At 38.1% G+C, this 21499-nt stretch carries 17 protein-coding genes; 7 read left to right on the top strand and 10 right to left on the bottom strand.

Features of this window, described 5'->3' with window-relative positions; all coding sequences use genetic code 11:
* Positions 1–44 precede the first annotated feature (44 nt).
* Positions 45–2960 carry an FAD-binding and (Fe-S)-binding domain-containing protein gene (locus ZA05_RS07895; protein WP_053991150.1) on the top strand — a complete coding sequence of 972 codons (2916 nt, stop codon included), beginning with the start codon at positions 45–47 and terminating at the stop codon, positions 2958–2960.
* Between the two features lies 1 nt (position 2961).
* On the opposite strand, the gene ZA05_RS07890 is transcribed toward ZA05_RS07895, so the two are convergent.
* Positions 2962–3801, bottom strand: a complete 840-nt coding sequence (locus ZA05_RS07890; RefSeq protein ID WP_053991149.1) for a UDP-2,3-diacylglucosamine diphosphatase — start codon at positions 3799–3801, stop codon at positions 2962–2964.
* Between the two features lie 186 nt (positions 3802–3987).
* On the opposite strand from ZA05_RS07890, the gene aroC reads away from it, so the two are divergent.
* From aroC to ZA05_RS07875, 3 genes are read left to right on the top strand one after another with little or no spacing between them, the layout of a single operon-like run.
* Positions 3988–5052, top strand: coding sequence for a chorismate synthase (gene aroC / locus ZA05_RS07885; protein WP_053991148.1), 1065 nt, complete (start codon positions 3988–3990; stop codon positions 5050–5052).
* A gap of 15 nt (positions 5053–5067) precedes the next feature.
* Complete coding sequence (locus tag ZA05_RS07880) at positions 5068–6372, top strand: dicarboxylate/amino acid:cation symporter (RefSeq protein WP_053991147.1); 1305 nt, start codon at positions 5068–5070, stop codon at positions 6370–6372.
* A 22-nt stretch (positions 6373–6394) separates the two neighbouring features.
* Complete coding sequence (locus ZA05_RS07875) at positions 6395–7228, top strand: sulfurtransferase (RefSeq protein ID WP_053991146.1); 834 nt, start codon at positions 6395–6397, stop codon at positions 7226–7228.
* A 177-nt stretch (positions 7229–7405) separates the two neighbouring features.
* Here the strand turns inward: ZA05_RS07875 and ZA05_RS07870 are convergent, their stop codons facing one another.
* The 4 genes from ZA05_RS07870 to ZA05_RS07855 all read right to left on the bottom strand — a co-directional run bounded on the left by ZA05_RS07870 (position 7406) and on the right by ZA05_RS07855 (position 13335).
* Entirely contained in the window at positions 7406–9559 is a 2154-nt protein-coding gene (locus ZA05_RS07870) for a DUF4139 domain-containing protein (protein ID WP_053991145.1), read from the bottom strand.
* A gap of 383 nt (positions 9560–9942) precedes the next feature.
* Positions 9943–10614: a hypothetical protein gene (locus ZA05_RS07865; RefSeq protein WP_053991144.1), complete on the bottom strand. Its 672-nt coding sequence runs from the start codon at positions 10612–10614 to the stop codon at positions 9943–9945.
* 139 nt (positions 10615–10753) lie between these two features.
* Positions 10754–11170 carry a thiol-disulfide oxidoreductase DCC family protein gene (locus ZA05_RS07860; RefSeq protein WP_053991143.1) on the bottom strand — a complete coding sequence of 139 codons (417 nt, stop codon included), beginning with the start codon at positions 11168–11170 and terminating at the stop codon, positions 10754–10756.
* Positions 11167–13335, bottom strand: a complete 2169-nt coding sequence (locus ZA05_RS07855) for a DNA mismatch repair protein MutS (protein ID WP_053991142.1) — start codon at positions 13333–13335, stop codon at positions 11167–11169. Before ZA05_RS07855 ends, ZA05_RS07860 begins: the two co-directional genes overlap by 4 nt.
* Before the next feature lie 156 nt (positions 13336–13491).
* Here ZA05_RS07855 and ZA05_RS07850 point away from each other — a divergent pair, with 156 nt between their 5' ends.
* Together ZA05_RS07850 and ZA05_RS07845 are read left to right on the top strand one after the other, a co-directional pair.
* Positions 13492–14469, top strand: coding sequence for an alpha/beta fold hydrolase (locus tag ZA05_RS07850; protein WP_053991141.1), 978 nt, complete (start codon positions 13492–13494; stop codon positions 14467–14469).
* A gap of 35 nt (positions 14470–14504) precedes the next feature.
* Entirely contained in the window at positions 14505–15170 is a 666-nt protein-coding gene (locus tag ZA05_RS07845; protein WP_053991140.1) for a uracil-DNA glycosylase, read from the top strand.
* Positions 15171–15396: 226 nt separating this feature from the next.
* Here ZA05_RS07845 and ZA05_RS07840 read toward each other — a convergent pair whose 3' ends face one another.
* From ZA05_RS07840 to ZA05_RS07820, 5 genes are read right to left on the bottom strand one after another with little or no spacing between them, the layout of a single operon-like run.
* Positions 15397–16254 carry a substrate-binding domain-containing protein gene (locus tag ZA05_RS07840; RefSeq protein WP_053991139.1) on the bottom strand — a complete coding sequence of 286 codons (858 nt, stop codon included), beginning with the start codon at positions 16252–16254 and terminating at the stop codon, positions 15397–15399.
* Position 16255: 1 nt separating this feature from the next.
* Positions 16256–17131 carry a nucleoside phosphorylase gene (locus tag ZA05_RS07835; protein WP_053991138.1) on the bottom strand — a complete coding sequence of 292 codons (876 nt, stop codon included), beginning with the start codon at positions 17129–17131 and terminating at the stop codon, positions 16256–16258.
* Positions 17121–18056 carry a hypothetical protein gene (locus ZA05_RS07830; RefSeq protein ID WP_053991137.1) on the bottom strand — a complete coding sequence of 312 codons (936 nt, stop codon included), beginning with the start codon at positions 18054–18056 and terminating at the stop codon, positions 17121–17123. Before ZA05_RS07830 ends, ZA05_RS07835 begins: the two co-directional genes overlap by 11 nt.
* A 4-nt stretch (positions 18057–18060) precedes the next feature.
* Positions 18061–18390 (bottom strand): translation initiation factor, encoded by a 330-nt coding sequence (locus tag ZA05_RS07825; RefSeq protein WP_053991136.1) that lies wholly within the window; start codon positions 18388–18390, stop codon positions 18061–18063.
* 7 nt (positions 18391–18397) lie between these two features.
* Positions 18398–19348, bottom strand: coding sequence for an isopenicillin N synthase family oxygenase (locus ZA05_RS07820; protein WP_053991135.1), 951 nt, complete (start codon positions 19346–19348; stop codon positions 18398–18400).
* A 147-nt stretch (positions 19349–19495) separates the two neighbouring features.
* On the opposite strand from ZA05_RS07820, the gene ZA05_RS07815 reads away from it, so the two are divergent.
* Positions 19496–21496, top strand: coding sequence for a thiamine pyrophosphate-dependent enzyme (locus ZA05_RS07815; protein WP_053991134.1), 2001 nt, complete (start codon positions 19496–19498; stop codon positions 21494–21496).
* Positions 21497–21499 lie beyond the last annotated feature (3 nt).

Below are 21499 nucleotides of genomic sequence, written 5' to 3'. Positions count from 1 at the left end.
TCGAAATTCTAAAATCAAAAACCGCTTAAAAATCTTGTAAGGGAATGACTAAAGCACTGCAAACACTAGAGGCTCAGTTGGATGGCGAATTGTATTGTGACGATTTGATGAAGGCCATGTATGCTACCGATGCTTCGGTGTATAGAATGTTGCCTTTGGCGGTGGCGTATCCAAAGTCAGAAAAGGATATTCGGGCCCTTATAAGCTTTGCTAGTGCCAATAATACGTCTTTAATTCCTCGTACGGCAGGAACTTCTTTGGCAGGACAATGTGTGGGGCCAGGCATAGTTGTGGATGTCTCCAAATACTTTACCAAGATTCTAAATATTAATGAAAAGGAACGAACGGTGACGGTGCAGCCTGGAGTAGTTAGGGATGCCTTAAACAATTACCTAAAACCTTTTGGGCTCTTTTTTGCTCCCAATACGTCTACGTCCAATCGCTGTATGATTGGCGGCATGGTGGGGAATAATTCTTCTGGATCGACTTCGATTAAATATGGAGTGACAAGGGATAAAGTAGTGTCTGTAAAAACGATTTTGAGTGATGGGAGTGCCGTGTTGTTTGCATCTGTTTCAAAAGAAGAATTCCACGGAAAGCAGCAACAACAGGGTGTGGAAGGACAGATTTACAGGACAATTTATGAAGAATTGGCATCTAAAGAGGTTCAAGAACGTATTATTACGGCCTATCCAAAACCAGAAATCCATAGAAGAAATACCGGCTATGCCATAGATGAACTGGTTAAATCTGATGTGTTTTCAGATGCAGAAGCATCTTTTAATATGTGCCAATTGCTGGCTGGAAGTGAAGGGACTTTAGCTTTTTCAACAGAAATCACCTTGCAATTGGATGTCTTGCCACCTTCAGAAAGTATTATGGTAGCGCTTCATTTTACTTCCATTGCAGATTGCATGAAGGCTGTAGGGCCCGTAATGGAGCACGATTTGTACAGTTGTGAGATGATGGACAAAACCATTTTGGATTTGACCAAGCATAACAAAACACAGCAGGACAACAGACAGTTTATTGAAGGAGACCCAGAGGCGATTTTGATGTGTGAAGTGAGGGCTAATAGTAAAGAGGAAGTGAAACAAATGGCTTCCCTTTTGCTCGAAGCTATTGAATTGTATACCCAAAGCTATGCAAATGCGTTGTTGTATGGGGGTGAAATGGATAAGGCTATTGAATTGCGCAAAGCAGGATTGGGGCTTTTGGGAAATATGATTGGGGATAAGAAGTCGGCTGCTTGTATTGAAGATACCGCAGTGGCTTTGGCAGATTTAGATGCCTATATTGGTGAGTTTACAAAGTTAATGGAAGCTTATGGGCAAAAAGCCATTTACTATGCGCATGCCGGTGCTGGAGAGTTGCATTTGCGTCCTATTTTAAATTTGAAACAAAGTGACGATGTATTACTGTTTAGAAAAATCACCACAGATGTAGCCCATTTGGTGAAAAAATACAATGGCGCCATGAGTGGTGAGCATGGGGAAGGAATTGTGCGAGGGGAGTTTATTCCACTGATGATTGGGATTGAGAATTATCAAATTTTAAAGCGAATCAAAACAGCTTTTGATCCTAAAGGCATATTCAATCCTGGAAAGATTGTCGAGGCTTTCCCAATGGATCAATCTTTGCGTTATGTTGCAGATAGAAAGGAACCAGAAATAGAGACGTTTTTAGATTTTTCAGAATCTCAGGGTATTCTGCGAGAAACTGAAAAATGTAATGGCTCTGGCGATTGTAGAAAACTACCCGAATTTGGAGGGACTATGTGCCCAAGTTATCGCGCTACCCAAAATGAAAAGGACGCCACAAGGGCTAGAGCCAATACTTTAAGGGAATTTTTAACCAACAGCGAGAAGCCAAACAGATTTAACCATGAGGAATTAAAAGAGGTTTTCGATTTGTGTTTGAGTTGTAAGGCCTGTGCTAGTGAGTGCCCCAGTAGTGTTGATATGGCACGTTTGAAAGCTGAATTTTTATACCAGTACCAAAAGGAAAATGGTATCTCCTGGCGTACCAAATTGTTCGCATATAATAATTCTTTGAATAGATTTGGAAGCCTGTCTCCAAGTCTTACTAACTTCATGTTTTCCAACAAAATTATTGCTTCAGGGTTAAAAAATATCATGCAGGTAGCTCCCGAAAGAGCACTTCCTTTAATTTCATCTAAAAGTTTAAGTATTGTATTTAAAGGATCTGAAAAACAAAAAGTTGAAAATAATTTCATTAAAACGATATATTTGTTTAATGATGAGTTTGTTAACTATTTGGATGCCAATATTGGAATTGATTTTTTGGAGTTGATGAAGCGCCTAAATTACCAAGTGATTATTTTGGATAATGCAGAATCGGGCAGAAGTTTTCTCTCCAAAGGACTTCTGGAACAAGCGAAAAAAGTAGCTGATAAAAATGTGGAGTTGTTCAAAGGTAAAATTTCAAAAGACACACCTTTGGTTGGAATAGAACCTTCGGCAATTTTAACTTTTAAGGACGAATATTTATCCTTGGCAGAGGACAGGGAAGCAGCCAAATCTGTTGCGGCCAATACATTTTTGTTCGAAGAATTTTTCCAGAATGAAATCAATTTAGGAAACATTAAAAAAGAGCAGTTTACTCAAGAATCCAAGACCATTAAATTCCATGGGCATTGCCATCAAAAAGCATTGAGCAACCAAAAATCGAGTTTTGATGTACTTAATTTTCCTAAAAACTACAAAGTTACCCTAATCCCGAGTGGTTGCTGTGGTATGGCAGGAAGTTTTGGGTATGAAAAGGAGCATTATGAAGTGAGTATGACCATTGGAGAACAAACCTTATTTCCTGCAATTAGAAAGGCTCAAAAAGATGTTATCATTGCTGCGAATGGAACCAGCTGTAGACACCAGATAAAAGACGGAACTTCGGTGGAGGCCTTACACCCCATAACTATTCTAAAACAAGCTTTGGTGTAAGTTATTTGGCGTGTTGATCTACTATGGTAATGGCAGCAATCAAATCCTTAACTTCCATATCCTTAATATCCTCGTCGGCATAGAAGGGGGATAGTTTGTCCTTGCTGTAATTATAGACTTTCCAGCGTTTGAACTGGTATTCCAAAGCAGTGAAGTTTTCAACCCAATCACCAGAATTCAGGTACATGGTTTTCCCGTACTTATTCTCTTTAATCACCATTTTAGGTTGGTGAATGTGACCACAAATCACATAGTCATAACCATTCTCAATAGCAAGGTCTGAAGCAACCTGCTCGAAATCGCTAATGTATTTTACAGCGCGTTTTACGCTGTTCTTAATCTTTTTGGAAAGGGAGTATTTCTCTTTCCCTAATTTCTCCAATACCCAATTGCTAAGGCGGTTCAATAAAATTAATAAGTCATAACCGTATCCACCCAATTTGGCAAGCCATTTGGCATTTTGAATGGAAACATCAAATACATCCCCGTGGAAAATCCATGCCTTTTTGCCATCCAATTCCAAAACCGCTTTATCCACTATAGAGATATTTCCGATCGTCATATCGCTAAATTTGCGCAACATTTCATCGTGATTACCCGTAACATAGATAATTTCAACCCCGTCGGCAGACATGTCCATAATTTTTTTGATGACTCTTAAATGGGATTTTGGAAAGTATCGTTTGCTAAATTGCCAAATATCAATAATGTCTCCATTCAAAATGAGTTTTTTAGGTTGGATGCTGTTTAAATACGTCAATAGTTGCTTGGCGTGACACCCATAGGTTCCCAAATGGACATCAGATATTACGGCGATTTCTACTTTTCTTTTGATTTTCAAGAGTGTTATGGATTGATTACTACAAATAACACTTTTCTGTATTACTTAAAGATTAAGATGTAATTAATTAACCGTGAGCATTTTGTTAAGATATTGTTATGGGAGAATTAAGAAAAAAGCCGCTTTAGGAATTTAATTTTTTGATTCTCTAAGAAACCAATTACATTAGCATAAAATAATAGCAGTATGGCAGGAAATTCCTTTGGAACGTTATTTAAACTCACCACTTTTGGCGAGTCTCACGGCATCGCAATTGGAGGTGTTATCGATGGTTGCCCTCCTGGAATTCAATTGGATTTTGAGGCAATTCAGCGAGAATTGGACAGAAGAAAACCTGGCCAATCAGACATTGTAACCCAACGTAAAGAACCAGATACTGTAGAATTTTTATCCGGTATTTTTGAAGGTGCCACTACCGGAACCCCTATTGGTTTTACCATTCACAATACCAATCAAAAGTCCAAGGATTACAGCCATATCAAGGACGTCTATCGTCCAAGTCATGCCGATTATACATATCAGCAAAAATATGGCACCAGAGACTATCGTGGAGGAGGTAGAAGTTCTGCTCGAGAAACTGCCTCGAGAGTAGTTGCCGGCGCCATTGCTAAACAAGTCCTAGGTGAAATTACAATAAACGCTTATACATCTTCCGTCGGAGATATTTATTTAGAACAACCTTACCAAGCACTTGATTTTTCCAAAACTGAAACTAATGCAGTGCGTTGTCCAGATGATGAAGTAGCTTCAAAAATGATTTCTAAAATCAAAGAAATTAGAAAAGAAGGCGACACCATTGGAGGAACGGTGACTTGCGTTATACAAAATGTGCCTGTTGGTTTGGGAGAACCTGTATTCGATAAACTACATGCCGAACTGGGCAAAGCCATGCTGTCCATCAATGCTGTTAAAGGGTTTGAGTATGGAAGCGGGTTTTGCGGCACCAAAATGAAAGGAAGTGAGCATAACGATCTGTTCAATCCTGATGGTTCTACCAAAACAAATCTTTCTGGAGGAATTCAAGGAGGGATCAGTAATGGCATGGATATTTATTTTAGAGTGGCATTTAAACCTGTGGCTACAGTAATGCAAAAGCAGAAAGCGTTGAATGCTGAAGGCGAACTTGTAGAAATGCAGGGGAAAGGGCGCCATGATCCTTGTGTGGTGCCAAGGGCAATACCCATTGTAGAAGCTATGGCAGCTATGGTTTTGGCCGATTTTATGTTGCTCAACAAATCTTATAAACATTAAAAGAACAATGATTCTATGAAGAAACTTGCTTTGCATTGGCAAATAATTTTAGGAATGGTTTTAGGGGTGGTTTTCGCCCTAATCATGGCAAAATTTGAATGGGGTAGTAGCTTCATTACCGATTGGATCAAACCCTTTGGAACCATTTTTATCAATTTGCTAAAGCTTATCGCTGTGCCGTTAATTTTGGCCTCACTGATAAAAGGTGTCTCCGATTTAAAGGATATTTCAAAATTATCCAAAATGGGAGGACGTACCATTGGCCTTTATATTTTCACTACAGTCATTGCCGTTTCTATTGGGCTGCTGGTGGTGAATTTTATAAAACCGGGATCTTCGATAACCGAGGCGACGCGCACAGAACTTGTGGAGAGTTATAAAGGAGATGCCGATTCTAAAATTGCCGCGGCCGAAAAACAAAAAAATGCGGGGCCTTTACAGGCCTTGGAAGATATTGTACCGAGTAACATTTTCAATGCGGCCAGTGACAATGGTAACATGCTTCAGGTGATTTTCTTCGCCATAATTTTTGGCATTGGGCTCATCCTAATTCCAGAGGAAAAAGCACAGCCTGTGAAATTATTCTTCGATAGTTTTAATGAAGTCATTCTAAAACTCATTGACTTGATTATGTTATTTGCGCCTTATGGTGTTTTTGCACTTTTGGCTGCTTTAGTGGTGGAATCTCCCAGCACCGATTTATTTGCTGCCTTGGGCTGGTATGCCTTCTGTGTGGTTTTGGGATTGTTGTTGATGATGTTGGTGTACACCATATTGGTATTTCTATTTACTAAAAAGTCGCCCTTATTTTTTTTAAACGGAATCGCACCAGCTCAGTTATTGGGGTTTTCAACCAGTAGTAGTGCGGCAACCCTCCCGGTAACCATGGAGCGTGTTGAGGAACATTTGGGAGTAGAAGAGGAGGTAACTAGTTTTGTATTGCCAATTGGAGCCACCATCAATATGGACGGGACCAGTTTGTACCAAGCCGTGGCTGCGGTTTTCATTGCACAAACATTTGGGATGGACTTATCGTTTGGTGTGCAATTGGGTATTATTGCTACGGCCACTTTAGCGTCTATAGGGAGTGCTGCAGTGCCAGGTGCCGGTATGGTAATGTTAGTGATTGTTTTGGCGCAGGCAGGAATCCCAGAGGCTGGTTTGGCATTGATATTTGCGGTAGACCGACCTTTGGATATGTGCCGTACCACAGTAAATGTAACTGGCGATGCTGCGGTATCTATGATTGTGGCTAAATCGGTTGGAAAACTTGGGGAGCCGCATGTAAGGAATTGGGACGATAACTACCCTAAAAAATAAATCATAATTTAAATTACTGGATATGGAATCTATTGCAATACCAAACCCGTTGGTGACAGCCGAGTGGCTTAATACACATTTGGAGGCTCCTAATTTAATAGTATTGGATGCCACGATTCCAAAGGCCGTAGCAACGAATGCTAAAGGGAAATCAGAAGAACAGATTCCGCATGCTCGTTTTTTTGATTTGAAACAGAAATTCAGTGATGCTTCTGGTGAATTTCCAAATACATTTCCTTCGGAAGCGCAATTTGTTTTGGAAGCTCAAAATTTGGGAATCAACAATGACAGTGCTATTGTGGTTTATGACGATGAGGGGATTTATTCAAGTGCAAGAGTCTGGTGGCTTTTTAAAGCTTTTGGCTATGATAAGGTAGCCGTGTTGGATGGCGGACTTCCAGAATGGATCAAGTCAGGTTTTGCAGTTGAACCTAAAACAGTTTATAATGGTCCCAAAGGAAATTTCAAAGCTACTTACCGTCCACAATACATGAAGTTTTTTGAGGATATGTTGAAGGAATCCAAAGAAGGTGTTCAAACCATCATCGATGCGCGTTTGGAAAGTAGATTTAAGGGTTTGGCAGTGGAACCAAGAGCTGGTTTGCGAAGTGGTTCTATTCCTAATTCGGTGAATTTACCTTACACAGACTTGTTAGAGAATGGTGTGTTTAAAGATGTAGAATCTTTAAAAGCGCTATTTGCTGCTTTAGCAAAACCTGAAGATGGTATCACGTTTTCCTGCGGATCAGGAATTACGGCCTGTATTTTGGCTTTGGGCGCAGAATTGTCTGGGTATAATCATATTTCGGTATACGATGGTTCTTGGACCGAATGGGGTTCGTTAACTGAGGCTTAATGTTTCACCTTCGAAAGCTACTATAGTTTTATTAAAAAAGAAATCCCAACACGATGGCTCTAGCAATTTTCGCTACCCAAGGAAGATTAGACATGTCTCACTTGGGAACTTAAGAGGTTCCTGCCTAACGGAAGACAGGCTTAAGTTGATTTGATCGTGCTGGGATTTTGAGGACTTTTATAGGTTAACTTGTCTGTATTTGGGATATTTAACCGAATATGAAAACTTGAAAGTATCCGTGCCGCCTGGAGCTAATACGGTTTGCCATTCCATCAGACCTTTTTTATCATTGTATTGAGAGGTTCCTGTTTCGATATCCTCAACTTTAATATCCTTATTCTGACTGATTGGAATACGGTCCATAATCACAATATCGATGGGAGTCTGTTTATTGTTTTTAAGTTCCAATTCATACATTTTATTGATAATCCTGTTATTCCCAATGAAATTGGTCTTTTTAAAATCATTCACTTGATTTCGTTTAACCACCACGTTAGGATCAACCCCAAGCGATACGGTTAAGGTATCTGTAGTAGTTTGTGGATTGATATTGGTTTTCCCAGAATAGCTGCCTTCAAAGTAAACATTCGCTTCAGCCGGCAGTAAGTTGTACTGTTCCCAATTGTCAATTTTGGCCGTTAGAAAAACATTTTCATTCAATATTGGAGCCGCATAATAGGAGTAGGTGGCCGGAATGGAGAATTTATCAATTTCAATCACAGTAATATCTCCATTGGATGGCATGCTATAAGCCTTTTGGATTTCGAAACGCTTGTTGGTAATGCCTTCTTCGATAACTTCTCCTGTAGCGGTAAGTTTTTTTGTAGAAATCATAATGACTCCATCAGATGTTCTACTTCCATAGAGCCCTGAAGCTTCGGCACCTTTCAAGATTTCAACAGAATCGATACTGTTTGGTGAAATGTTTTCAAATTCTTTTTCAGAGATAGGAACTCCATCAAGAATATAAAGAGGTTCACTATAATTAGAGATAGAATTAATGCCTCTAATTTTCACGTTAAGCCCAGCGGTTTTTCCTTGAAGAGTACTAACTGCTCCTGTGTATGAAACATCATCAAAGTCTTCAGAATCCATCATGGCCTGCACTTTGTTTTTATAGCCAGGAGTAGTGTCGTCAAATTTTCTTACAGTGCCATAAGCGACAACAACAGTTTCCTCAAAGCTTTCCAAATCTTCTTCCAAGGCTACATTCATAATGCTGGAATGAATAGGAAGTTCTTCCGTCATCATACTCACAAAGGAAAATACAAGCTCTTTGCCTCCAGTGGTTCGCAAGGTATATTTACCATCAAAATCGGTTTGTGCGCCATTGTTGGTTCCTTTTTCCATAACGTTTACGCCTGGTAGAGGTAATCCATCTGCGGCAGAAGTTACAATGCCAGATACGGTTTGTACCATTGGGTTGTATTTGTAATTATAGCTTTTTGTGGCTCGTGTTCTTTTGTAATGACTATTTCTAGATATAAAATTTAGGTGTTTAGGATCTAGATCTGGTTTTTCATTATTGGTGTTGGGATCGCTGGTGGAAAGCGTCACTTTTATATCGTCCCAATCTACTCCTGTGTTTTGGTATACATGTGCCTTATATTGCATGTCAATGGGAGCATTGATACTGTTCGCTTTTAAATCGTAGGTAGGGAACCATCCCGCATTGTTAACATTATATTTTAAAGTGATATTAAGTGTGGTTGGTTTTGTGGTATTGAATTTTACTTTGATTTCTCCAGTCTGAACTTTTTCTTCAACATTATATTCTTGAAGCTGTTTTCTAATGTCGGCAATGTCTTCTTCGTAATCCCTTTTCTTTTTGTAGGATTCATAGATCAAGGTATTCACTTCGGTAATTCGTTGTCTGTAATAAGCGGCAAACTGCTTCAGTTTTTCCAGAGAAACCACTTGAGTATCACTGCCCAAATGACGATTTTGTTGAATGATAGACAATTCTTCTTTATACCCAGCAATTAAATCATCTTCAAATTGAATTTGATCCAAAATGGATTTTATTTGCTTCTGAAGGGCTTCTATTTCTTTGGTTTTTGGTTGTTTGGAAAGATAGTTGATCCCATAGTTGATAGAAAGAATGGATGCATTCTGTAATCCAGAGATTTGAATACTGCTTTCTTGAATATAAGGGGAAAGTTTGTGGAAGGTATATTCCGAATTGCCAACAGGTATCTGAATTGTGGCGGCTCTGGTAATTTGAGCACCATCAAGGTAGACGGTGACTTCCTTTAAGGAAGTATCTGTATCGTTTGTATTTGCTAAGCAAAAGGTAGTGAGGAACAAGAAAAAAATAAAAGATGTTTTCATGATAGTGATTTTTAATATGATAAAACTATCATGTAATAAGGTTGTAGGAAAAGGTAAATGAGTTAAGCTTGCAATTTGCTAGGTGAAATACCTCGTTCGGTTAGTTTAATGTCTAACATATTTGTGAAAAATGGTTGTTCATGGAAGATATTTGCAATTTCCATATGTTAATCAATTATTTTTGCCACTAAACGATAATTTTAACAAAAAAAAGATTGAATATGTAATTTTAAAATGGTTAAAGAATAATGTTTTTTACTAAGAGGTTGGTTTTAAGCGTTATTTATAGAGTTAAATTAGTTTTTAATTAGTTGTTAATTGTTAAAAAAGGTCTTGATAAACATCAAGACCTTTTTTATTGGATTTGTAAGAATGAAACGCTGTTATTTCAGTGCTTTGGCAATTTCCTCGGTATATTTTTCGGCATTTTTGGTAACGCTCTGTGGATCTTCGATTTTGGTGGTTACCACAGCGACCAATTGCTTACCATCTACTTGGTCAAGGTCATAGGCCACAGTTTCCAAAATGAATGTTTTTTGGGTAACTGTTGTAGAGGTCATTGGTGTATAACTTCCATAGGTAGAGTAAGACATCGGATGTGCGTAGTATCCATAAAATCCACCATAATAACCTGGATAGTAACTTGGGTAGGTTGCTCCTGCATAGTAGCCACCATCAGTATAGGTTTTTGATGCCTCTTGATAGTCTTTGATTACCGTTAAAACAACCGCATTGTATCCTTCATTTTTTAAGAAAGTCTTGAAGTTTTCAAGCTCTGCTTCGGTATGCTTTTCTTCCAGTTTTATGGTAGATGGCAATACGGAATAGCTAGGGGTGGCCTTTGTTCCATTGCTAATTAATTTATCCGCAATATCCCGTTCAAAGGCAATACGCGCCTGATTGTTATCCGTTCTGGCAATTACCAAAACATTGTTGTCCTTGATTTGCGCTACGTTGTCAGATTTCCAAGAATCCAACACTTTGATACTACTTGAACAGCTGGTAAGGAAAATGAACAACATTAAAACCGAAATGATCTTTAAGGTATTTTTCATAAGGAGTTAAAAATGGATTAATAATAAGGTTCTGGTTCCGCCAGAATTAAAAATTTAGGCGGCTTATTAAAATTACAATAAAATTTTAATAATCAGATCATTATGTCGTTAATGTACGAATTTTATGAATCCAAATGTTTTAACTAAGGAATTTTGAGGCCAGCTCAGGGGTAGGAATCATGCACGATTCTTTTTTGCCAAACCATTTGTAGCGATTTTTGGCAATGACATCGTACACCCAATTTCTGATGAAAGCTGGAACAATCAAAAAAACACCCATAATGGAAATTGGAACCCCTAATTTCGAGGCTATTTTAAGAGCTGCGGTAGATTTATAGTAGATTTTTTCACTTGGGGTGTGCAATAAAATAGAATCTATCTTGGAGGTATCAATCCCGTGCTTTTCAATGATTGATTTTCCAAGGTCGCTTTGCAGGGCCGCAAATACAAACCGATTCATCTTGTCATGCTTAATGACGTATTGTATGGAGGTATTGCATAGATTGCAAACGCCATCAAATAGAATCAATTCTTTATTTGTGGGTATTGTTGTCATTTTTTTCTTTGAACAAGCTCTAATTGATCAATATTTACACTTGTTGTAAAAATACCATAATTAACGGTGGCCTTATTTTTTTCTATTTTATCAATGCTTCCAACAGCTTTACCATCTTCCATTCTTACCCGATCTCCAACTTTTAAGGCTACTTTTGGTTTAGGAGGTTGTTGGGCTGCTTTTTGCTTTTCTACTTTTTTCTTTTGTCGAATTTCTTCTACTTTTTTTTCAGCCTCTTTTTTTACTTTTTGTTCTTTAGCTTTTTGCTCTTTTTTCTTCTTGGCAGAAACCCGTTTGCGTTTGGAATTTTCTATTTGGACCAATTTGAATAATTCGTCCATAAGTTGCCGCTTCTTTTTATTTTCAAAATAAGCTTCAGAAAGTTCATTTACCTTTTGCCCTAAATAGATCAAGCGTTGGTTGCTGTCGTATAGTTCTTGGTAACTTTCCAGTTTTTTTTGGATTCTGGAATTGATTTCCTCCAATCGTTCCGCTTCATTTTGCTTTTTCTGTTCGTTGACTTTTAAGGATCTTTCGGTTTTCTCCAATTTGGAGCGTTCCTTTTGAAGTTTGGCAATGGTTTGATCGAACCTCACTTTGCCACGTTCAATTTTCTTTTTGGCTCTATTGATTAAACTATAGGGAATGCCATTTTTCTGGGCAACTTCAAAGGTAAAGGAGCTTCCTGCTTGGCCCAATACCAATTTGAACATGGGTTCCAAACTCCTTTCATCGAACATCATATTGGCATTTTGCATGTAGGGCAACTCATTGGCCAATATTTTTAAGTTGGAGTAGTGGGTGGTTATAATCCCATATGCTTCCCTATGATAAAACTCTTCCAAGAAAGTTTCAGCCAAAGCACCTCCCAATTCAGGATCACTTCCCGTACCAAATTCATCAATCAAGAACAAGGTGTTTTGATTGCACTTTTTCAGGAAGTAATTCATTTGCTTCAGTCTGTAGCTGTAAGTGCTCAAATGGTTTTCTATGGATTGGTTATCTCCAATATCGGTAAGGATTCTATCGAACAAACATACAGAGCTACGTTCATGTACTGGAATCAACATGCCACTTTGTAGCATGGCCTGAAGAATCCCGATGGTTTTCAATGTGATACTTTTTCCTCCTGCATTGGGCCCAGAAATGACGATAATCCTATTTTCAGAATTAAGTTCTATACTTTGAGGATATGTTTTTAGGCCTTTTTTCTTATTGGAAAGCCACAACAAAGGGTGGAAGGCATCCTTTACATTGTAAGTTTTTGTGTCATTTATTTCGGGTAAAACAGCATTCATGGATTGAGCGTATTTTGCCTTGGCATAAACCACATCCATTTTTACCAGAAATGTTTGATATCGCTCTAAAAGAGCTACGAAGGGCCTTGTGAACTCTGTAAGAGCTTTCAAAATACGTTCTATTTCTTCCTTTTCATCAAATTCCAGATTGTTAAGCTCTCGAACATGTTGAAAAGTGGCTTCAGGTTGAATATAAATAATACTACCTGTTTTACTGGTGCCTAAAATACTCCCTTTTACCTTTCGGCGGTACATAGCCTTAACGGCCAAAACGCGTTTGTTTTCTATGACACTCTCTCTAATGTCATCCAAATAATCTTGACTGGCATAGGCATTTAAGGCAGTAGCAAAACTTTGGTTTATTTTTCCCCTAACTAGGTTAATGGCTTGTCTAATCTCGTAAAGATGCTCGCTGGCATGATCCTTAATATCCCCAAATCTGTCTATGATAGTGTTTATTTTATCAATGAGAACTTTGGTGATTTTAATAGAGGCAGCATTTTTACTTAAACTAGGGTAATATTCTTCAAACTTCTTTAAGAACGTCAATATTTCGTTGGTGGTAACAGAAATGTTCACGAGTTTTTTGAAACCATAAGGATCTAGAAAAGCACCTTCTAGATTCAAAAACTTGAGTTCTTTTGCAATGGAATCGAAGCCATGATTTGGTATGCGGTTTTCATTATAAAAGGACGACAAATATTCATTGGTAAATCCCAATTCCATATGTAAAGTTTCTCTATCAGGAAACGGTACAATTTTTAAGGTTTCGGTTTTTCCTAAATCCGTAATACAATGTTCAGATACTTGAGAGAGTACAACATTGAATTCAATATCCTGTAATGTTTTTTTATGAATGCTTATCATGGAGTTCCTGCAATATAAGGGCAGACGAAACTATCTAAATTTTACAAGAAAGCAAAGTTACGTATTAAGTTTTAAAAGCGGTTGCATGATTTGCCATGAATTGTTTTCTCAGTAATTGAATTTTAAATGCTTAGATTTGAGAACAAATTCATATTCATGAAAATTAGGACATTTTTATTGCTACTTGGTATAGGAATTTTGACAATTCAATGTCAAAAAAACTACAATGATTATGCTGAATTTGAAGCAGAGCCTCCCTATATATTAAATATGAATGAAGAGCAGCGTCCATATTTTGAAGCTTATGATAAGGCTTTGAAATTATGGGGAGCGAATTATGAAGAACTGTATGTGCCAACCAGTTTTGGAATGGCCCATGTAATTGTAAGCGGACCTCAAAAGGGAGAGCCGACTGTTTTGTTACATGGAATGAATGCCAGTGCCACTAGTTGGTACCCCAATGCCAAAGATTTATCCAAAGACCATCGTGTGTTTGCCATTGATTTACTCATTGAACCTGGGAAATCTGATATGAGTAGGGAAGTGGAGGACATTGACGCGATTGTGGCTTGGTATTTTGAGATTTTTGAAAAGTTGCAACTGGAAAAATTCAACATCATTGGAGCTTCAAGGGGAGGTTGGCTGTCTGTGGCTATTGGCTTGCATGACCAAACCAAAATAGAGAAAATGGTTTTGTTGAGTCCTGCACAAACCTTGAAGTGGATCCAACCAAGTTCTGGGTTGTTGGCTAATATCATATACGCTTTATCTCCAGAAAAAAAGCGTTTGGAAAGCGTTTTGGAATCCATGTCGGCAAATGTGAAGAAAATAGACCAAAAGTATATCAATCAATATTTTTTGGGAAGCCAATTGGATTCCATCAATAGGTTTGTGGTGGATATGAAACCTTTTTCCAATGATGAATTAAATACTTTAAAGATGCCGGTTTTGGTGTTAATTGGAGATGATGATTTGATAAACAATGAAAAGAGTTTGGAGGTTGCTAAAGAAAATATCCCTAATATTGTCGCTGAAATTATCCCAAATGCGGGGCATTTTTTATCCATTGACCAAGCGGAAATGGTGAATTCCAAAATCTTGGATTTTTTGGATTCAGACCCTAAGCAAAAATAAAATTAAAGTACCCAAAACTTAAGGAGATACAATACATGAACCTGCAATTAGAACCTACTTGGAAGGCATATTTAGAAGAAGAATTTAAGAAACCTTATTTTGAAAACTTAACAGGGTTTGTAAAAAACGAATACCTTGAACATTCTTGTTATCCTCCTGGGAAGCAAATATTTTCAGCTTTTGAATGGTGCCCTATTGAAAAAACTAAAGTGGTCATTATTGGTCAGGATCCTTACCATGGGCCAAAACAGGCCAATGGACTTTGTTTTTCGGTTACGGATGGGATTGCGCATCCTCCTTCACTGATAAATATTTTTAAGGAAATTGAAACCGATCTCGGGGTGCCATATCCTATTTCGGGTAATTTGGAACGTTGGGCGCAACAAGGGGTGTTGCTTTTGAACGCTACTTTAACTGTGAGGGCCCATGAGGCTGGAAGTCATCAAAATAAAGGATGGGAGACCTTTACGGACCAAGTTATTAAAACTATTAGTGAGCAGAAAGAAAATGTGGTGTTTTTGCTTTGGGGCGGTTATGCCAAAAAGAAAATCAAACTTATTGATCAATCTAAACATCATGTATTAACTTCAGGGCATCCATCTCCATTAAGTGCCAATAGAGGATATTGGTTTGGAAACAAACACTTCAGTAAGACTAACTCGCTGCTCGAGACAATTGGCCAGGAACCGATTGAGTGGTAACTTTCTTCTTTACTACCGGTATTGGTTTAACTTCTTTTTGATGTGATTTTTTAGTGGTTTTGTTGCAGCTAAAAAAGAGTAGTGCAAAATTTAATGCGACTAAAAAAGCTAGAATATATACAATTGTTAAAAACATAGGTTGGCTGGTTGGGTAAATTGCGTCGTAAAATTAGGGCTTTATTTTTATATAAGTCCTAATTTATTGTTGATAATATAACGTTAACTTCTAATTAACTTTAGCCGTGAGTTGGTTGTATTCTAGTTTCGAGTCAATAATTTTGAGCTCAAATAGTTTGTTTTGAACAGTTTCAACCGTAGCTTTATCCAGATTTTTTTGAGACCATTCTGTCAAAATTAGCCATTCCCGAACGTCCTCTATTTTTTGGTCATAACGATTTGAGATAATTTGGTCTATATTCGGAATGTCCTTAAAGCCTTTTGTGGTATTATTGACAATGTCCAGGATGGTTTTCACCGTGTCCGGATTTGCCTCTAAAAATTCATTTCTTACGGCAATTACAAAACAAGGCCAAGGTGTTGGGCAATTTCCAACCCTTCTAAAAACACCATTATCTACAATAGGTTTAGTGGTGAATTTCTCCCACATAAAATAATCGGCTACATTATTGGTGAGACCTTCTATGGCCCCGTCGAGATTGTCAATAACTTCAAACTCTAAATCCGTTTCAGGGTTCCAGTCATTATTTTGCGCATTGATGTAGGCCATTAAGTGGGAACCAGAACCAAAACGGCTTATAGCAGCTCTGGTTCCTTTGAGATCTTCTATAGTTTGATATTTGGAATCATGCGCTACATGGATTCCCCAAATAAGTGGAGAAGCAACAAAGGTTTGCACTATTTTACTCGGATTTCCTTCAATAATATCCTTAATGATTCCTTCAGTTAAAATAACGGCTAAATCAATTTCTCCTTCACGCAAGGCATTGCACATTTCACCGGTGCCTCCAAAATAATCTTTCCATCTTAGATTGATGCCGGCATCCTTGTATTCTCCATTTTTTAAAGTCAAGTACCAAGCTAAATTGAAATGTTCGGGTACTCCACCTATTTTTACGGTCTTCATCTTAATTCTCCGTTAATTTATCTAATGTATAGCGTATTAAACCTTCTATAGTTTCTCTGGGATTATTACTGAATTTTCCTGTAGCTCTGTTTGCTATTATGGCATTCAGGGATACCGCTTTGTGGTTCAGTAATTTTGATAACCCGTAGATAGCAGAAGTTTCCATTTCTAAATTGGTTATCGATAATCCGTTGTGCTTAAAGGTTGCTAATTTACTGTTCAATTCCCGATCTTCAATGGCTAATCGTAATATTCTTCCCTGTGGACCATAAAAACCAACATTGGTCCCAGTAAAACCTTCAATAGTTCTGTGTGATTTCAAACGGCCATATAAAGAAGTACTGCATTCTACGACATAGGGTTTGGATTTGTTTTTGGACCAATTGGTATGTTGTACAAAACTCTCTGAAACATCATTTAATAGTTCTAATTTTTGACAGTGGTAAAATGTCAAAAGATTATCAAAACCAATGGCTTGTTTGCTAATAACAAAGCTGTCAACAGGTATATGTTTCTGTATGGATCCTGAAGTACCAATTCTAACGATGTCCAAGGGTCTGAGGTTTTCTTTGATTTTCTTTTTTTCGAAATCAATATTTACCAAGGCATCCAATTCGTTTAGAACAATATCGATATTATCGGGCCCAATCCCGGTGGAGATCACCGTGATGCGTTTGTTTTTATAGGTGCCAGTTTGTGTGTGGAACTCTCGTTTTCTTTTTTTCAGTTCAATGGTATCGAAATATTGAGAAACAAGATCCACTCTATCGGGATCGCCAACCAGAATTACAGTGGAAGCGATATGTTCGGGTAATAAATTGAGATGGTAAATGGAGCCATCAGGATTTAAAATAAGTTCCGAAGCTTTAAATGGCATTTATAGGAGTTTTAATGAGTTTGTTCTCCTGTTTGCTGAATTGAAAATCCAAGCGGTTCACGCCTCCATACCAGATATTATTGTCGATGTCCATGGCAAAGTTATATTGGTTTAACAAGGCTTCATGACCTTTCCTGTTTAGGGAAATCTCTGCTTCACCTTCATCAAAAAACATAGAAAGATGCTCAATCAAACGGTTGATTTGGATGTCTCCAAAGCCATAGTATCCTTGATAATTCAGAATGTAGCCTAATAGGTGATGTCGCGACTTAATGGTGTTGTCCCTTACAATGGTCAAAATGTTTTGTTCCAAAACACTTAATCCACTTTTAGAATCTGGAAAGCGTTCTAAATGAGCTTTCAGGCAATTACTTAAATATTCGAAAGAAGAGTTAGTGGTAATGTAAGGCTTTAATATGTTGTGGTCTTTTCCGCAATATATAGACCATAAAGTGTCCGCGAGATTAACATCGAAGTCCTTTAGCCTAATTTTATTTTCGTAATGATCAAATAATTGGTCTTGGGTAAGTTCAGAAAGTCCTTTGAGGCTTTTTTCTCCTTCAACACGACCGCTACACACAAGATACAGTGGAAGGTCTATTTTCTTTTGAAGAATAAGATTCAGTACCGCTATAAGATTGATGTGGCAGAACAAATCGTATTCAAACCATAAGATGATTTCCGAATAGTTTTCGGTGTTATTAAGTTTATTGATGTCTATATAGAACTTCTTTTCATCAAATTCCAGACCGTAAATTTCTCTAAAGAATTCCTTTCGTAATTGAACGAATTCCTTGGAGTCTATATCTTCGGTGGTAGGGCCTTCACAAAGCATTTCGTCCCAAGTGAGAATGTCACCGGTAATATCGTACTCTAACAATTTTTTGGTGAGTTGACCACCATTTGTAATGTGAAGCGTTTCCATAAAATTATCCTCCTACACGTTTTACGGCAAATCCTTTTTCCTTTAGAATTTGCATGATTTTATCTCTGTAATCCCCTTGAATGATAATTTTATCGTCTTTAAAACTGCCTCCTACACTTAGTTTGGTTTTAAGTTCCTTTGCTAAAAGCTTAAAATCTTCGGTAGCACCAGTATACCCTTCAAGGATAGTGATAGGTTTTCCTTTACGCTTTTCGTATTTGCAAATAATGGGGTCGTCCTGCATCCAGAGATCATTTTCTGGAACGTCAGTTTCGGTTTCAGGTTCAGGTTTGTGATCTGGGAAAAGGTGTTTTAATTGATCCTGTAAATCCATAAAGTACTTATTGTTTAATGAGTCCTAGTTCTACTAAACGTTCGTGAAGAAATTCTCCGGCGGTGATGTCTTCATATAATCTTGGGTGCTTCTCATCTACACAGGTTTCCAAAACGTCCAATTTCATTTCTGAAACGGGATGCATAAAAAATGGAATGGAATAACGAGAGGTTCCCCAAAGTTCCTTTGGAGGATTGACTACACGATGAATAGTAGATTTTAGTTTGTTATTGGTATGTCTTGATAGCATGTCTCCCACATTGATCATCAGTTCGTCAGGTTGGGCAATGGCGTCGATCCATTCGCCTTTATGATTTTGAACCTGTAAACCTCGACCTTGAGCCCCCATCAAAAGGGTAATTAAATTAATGTCGCCATGGGCCGCAGCTCTAACGGCTTCTTTGGGTTCCTCTTTAATAGGAGGGTAGTGGATGGGTCTTAAAATGGAGTTGCCGTTGTGGATATAATTGTCAAAATAAGTTTCCTCAAGCCCCAATCTAAGAGCCAAGGCACGCAATACATATTTAGCGGTTTTTTCCAACATTTTATAGGCTTCCTTTCCAACAGCATTGAATTCAGGAATCTCCTCAACGACTACATTGTTGGGATATGTTTCAGCTAATGTTGGGTTGTCTTCTACATACTGACCAAAATGCCAAAACTCCTTTAAATCGCCTTCTTTTTTACCTTTGGCACTTTCCTTTCCAAAGGAAACATAACCACGTTGACCGCCAATTCCAGGAATTTCATACTTCTGTTTAATTTCTAAAGGCAACTCAAAAAACCGTTTTACCTCTGTATAAAGAGACTCTACCAACTTATCGTCCAAGAAATGGCCTTTCAGGGCAACAAATCCTATGTCTTCATAAGCCCTTCCTATTTCATCTACGAATTTTTGTTTTCTAATTGGGTCTCCCGAAATAAAATCCTGAAGGTCAACACTTGGTATTGCGTTCATTTTAAAGGTTTTTATAGTTGTAATAATACAAAAATAACGAAAACATAGCTAAAATGTAGCAGAATTGGCTTTGGTCAAAAAAAAATAAGTTTAAGAAAGGCAGATATATTTTTTAATTAAATTTGGCTAAGAAAAGAAACAATATATATGCTAACGTCCATCAAGAGCAACATTACTTACGATAAAAAGAATTTAGATTCCAAGAAATTGATCCAACTCTATAAGCAGATGCTAAAACCGCGGTTGATAGAGGAAAAGATGTTGATTTTATTGAGACAAGGAAAAATTTCAAAATGGTTTTCTGGGATAGGTCAGGAAGCTATTTCCGTAGGGGTGACTATGGCGTTGCAAAAGGACGAGTATATTTTGCCGATGCACAGAAATTTGGGTGTGTTTACGTCTAGAGACATTCCATTGCATCGTTTGTTCAGTCAGTGGCAAGGAAAAGCCAATGGCTTTACCAATGGACGCGATCGTTCCTTTCACTTTGGAACTCAAGAATACAATATTATAGGAATGATTTCCCATTTGGGACCTCAATTGGGTGTTGCTGATGGCATTGCTTTGGCAAATTTATTAAAGAAAAATAAGCAGGTTACTGCTGTTTTTACTGGAGAAGGAGGGACTAGTGAAGGAGATTTTCACGAAGCGCTCAATGTAGCTTCGGTATGGCAACTGCCGGTTATTTTTTGTGTGGAAAACAATGGCTATGGACTGTCGACACCTACTAACGAGCAGTATAACTGCAAGGATATTGCTGATAGAGGAAAGGGCTATGGCATGGAATCCTTTATAATTGATGGCAACAACATTTTGGAAGTCTATACTAAAGTTTCAAAATTGGCCGAAAGCATCCGCAAGCGTCCACGCCCAATTCTTATTGAGTTTAAAACTTTTAGAATGCGCGGTCATGAGGAAGCTAGTGGTACTAAATATGTCCCTAAGAAATTAATGGATGAATGGGCCGAAAAAGATCCTTTGAGCAATTTTGAGATGTATTTAAAGGAAACCAATGTCATTACTGATAAGCAAATAGCTACTGTAAGAGAGAGCATTACAGAAGAAATCAATGAGCATTTGCAAAAGGCTCATGACGAATCACCCATACAACCCAATATTGAAAAGGAATTGGGAGATGTCTATAAAGATTTCAAGTACGAACATGTTGAAGTGAGTGGAGATACAGCTGAAATTCGGTTCATCGATGCGGTTTCCGAAGGTTTGAAACAATCCATGGAACGTCATAAGGATTTGGTGGTTATGGGACAAGATATTGCTGAATATGGCGGCGTGTTTAAAATCACCGAGGGATTTGTGGAAGCCTTTGGAAAAGACCGAGTAAGAAATACCCCAATTTGTGAATCCGCCATTGTGGAAGTAGGGATGGGGCTGTCTATTGCAGGTATGAAGGCGGTTGTAGAAATGCAGTTTGCCGATTTTGTGAGTTCAGGTTTTAACCCAATTGTAAATTATTTGGCCAAATCGCATTACCGCTGGGGCCAACAGGCCGATGTTGTTGTGAGAATGCCTTGTGGAGCAGGAGTAGCTGCTGGGCCATTCCATTCGCAAACGAATGAGGCTTGGTTTACCAAAACACCCGGGTTAAAAGTAGTATACCCAGCATTTCCATATGATGCCAAAGGCTTATTAGCAACAGCGATCAACGATCCCAATCCAGTGTTGTTTTTTGAGCATAAAGCTTTGTATAGAAGTGTGAAACAAGAGGTTCCTGCTAATTATTTCACCTTGCCATTGGGTAAAGCTGCTCTTTTGAAGGAAGGTATTGATGTCACAATCATTAGTTATGGAGCTGCCGTACATTGGGCCTTGGAAAGTTTAGAAGCCAACCCTGATATTAAGGCAGAATTGGTCGATTTGAGGACTTTGCAGCCTTTGGATACGGAGACTGTTTTTGCTTCGGTGAGAAAAACAGGGAGAGTGATAATTCTTCAGGAAGACTCCTTGTTTGGAGGTATTGCCAGTGATTTATCTGCTATGATTATGGAGGAGTGTTTTGAGCATTTGGATGCGCCTGTGAAGCGTGTAGCAAGTTTGGAAACCCCAATTCCATTCATTTCGCAATTAGAAAATCAATATTTGGCAAAAGCCAGGTTTGAAGAGGCTCTCAAGGAATTGATTGCCTATTAGATT

Source organism: Mangrovimonas sp. TPBH4 (assembly GCF_001280505.1).
GTDB lineage: Bacteria > Bacteroidota > Bacteroidia > Flavobacteriales > Flavobacteriaceae > Mangrovimonas_A.
The sequence above is the reverse complement of the archived record's forward strand: the minus strand, read 5'-3'. Positions and strand labels throughout refer to the sequence as shown.

Excerpts from the sequence above, each read along its gene's own strand:
- ZA05_RS07895 (WP_053991150.1), top strand. The coding sequence starts at position 45 with ATGACTAAAGCACTGCAAACACTAGAGGCTCAGTTGGATGGCGAATTG.
- aroC (WP_053991148.1), top strand. The coding sequence starts at position 3,988 with ATGGCAGGAAATTCCTTTGGAACGTTATTTAAACTCACCACTTTTGGC.
- ZA05_RS07880 (WP_053991147.1), top strand. The coding sequence starts at position 5,068 with ATGAAGAAACTTGCTTTGCATTGGCAAATAATTTTAGGAATGGTTTTA.
- ZA05_RS07875 (WP_053991146.1), top strand. The coding sequence starts at position 6,395 with ATGGAATCTATTGCAATACCAAACCCGTTGGTGACAGCCGAGTGGCTT.
- ZA05_RS07870 (WP_053991145.1), bottom strand. The coding sequence starts at position 9,559 with ATGAAAACATCTTTTATTTTTTTCTTGTTCCTCACTACCTTTTGCTTA.
- ZA05_RS07865 (WP_053991144.1), bottom strand. The coding sequence starts at position 10,614 with ATGAAAAATACCTTAAAGATCATTTCGGTTTTAATGTTGTTCATTTTC.
- ZA05_RS07860 (WP_053991143.1), bottom strand. The coding sequence starts at position 11,170 with ATGACAACAATACCCACAAATAAAGAATTGATTCTATTTGATGGCGTT.
- ZA05_RS07855 (WP_053991142.1), bottom strand. The coding sequence starts at position 13,335 with ATGATAAGCATTCATAAAAAAACATTACAGGATATTGAATTCAATGTT.
- ZA05_RS07850 (WP_053991141.1), top strand. The coding sequence starts at position 13,492 with ATGAAAATTAGGACATTTTTATTGCTACTTGGTATAGGAATTTTGACA.
- ZA05_RS07845 (WP_053991140.1), top strand. The coding sequence starts at position 14,505 with ATGAACCTGCAATTAGAACCTACTTGGAAGGCATATTTAGAAGAAGAA.
- ZA05_RS07840 (WP_053991139.1), bottom strand. The coding sequence starts at position 16,254 with ATGAAGACCGTAAAAATAGGTGGAGTACCCGAACATTTCAATTTAGCT.
- ZA05_RS07835 (WP_053991138.1), bottom strand. The coding sequence starts at position 17,131 with ATGCCATTTAAAGCTTCGGAACTTATTTTAAATCCTGATGGCTCCATT.
- ZA05_RS07830 (WP_053991137.1), bottom strand. The coding sequence starts at position 18,056 with ATGGAAACGCTTCACATTACAAATGGTGGTCAACTCACCAAAAAATTG.
- ZA05_RS07825 (WP_053991136.1), bottom strand. The coding sequence starts at position 18,390 with ATGGATTTACAGGATCAATTAAAACACCTTTTCCCAGATCACAAACCT.
- ZA05_RS07820 (WP_053991135.1), bottom strand. The coding sequence starts at position 19,348 with ATGAACGCAATACCAAGTGTTGACCTTCAGGATTTTATTTCGGGAGAC.
- ZA05_RS07815 (WP_053991134.1), top strand. The coding sequence starts at position 19,496 with ATGCTAACGTCCATCAAGAGCAACATTACTTACGATAAAAAGAATTTA.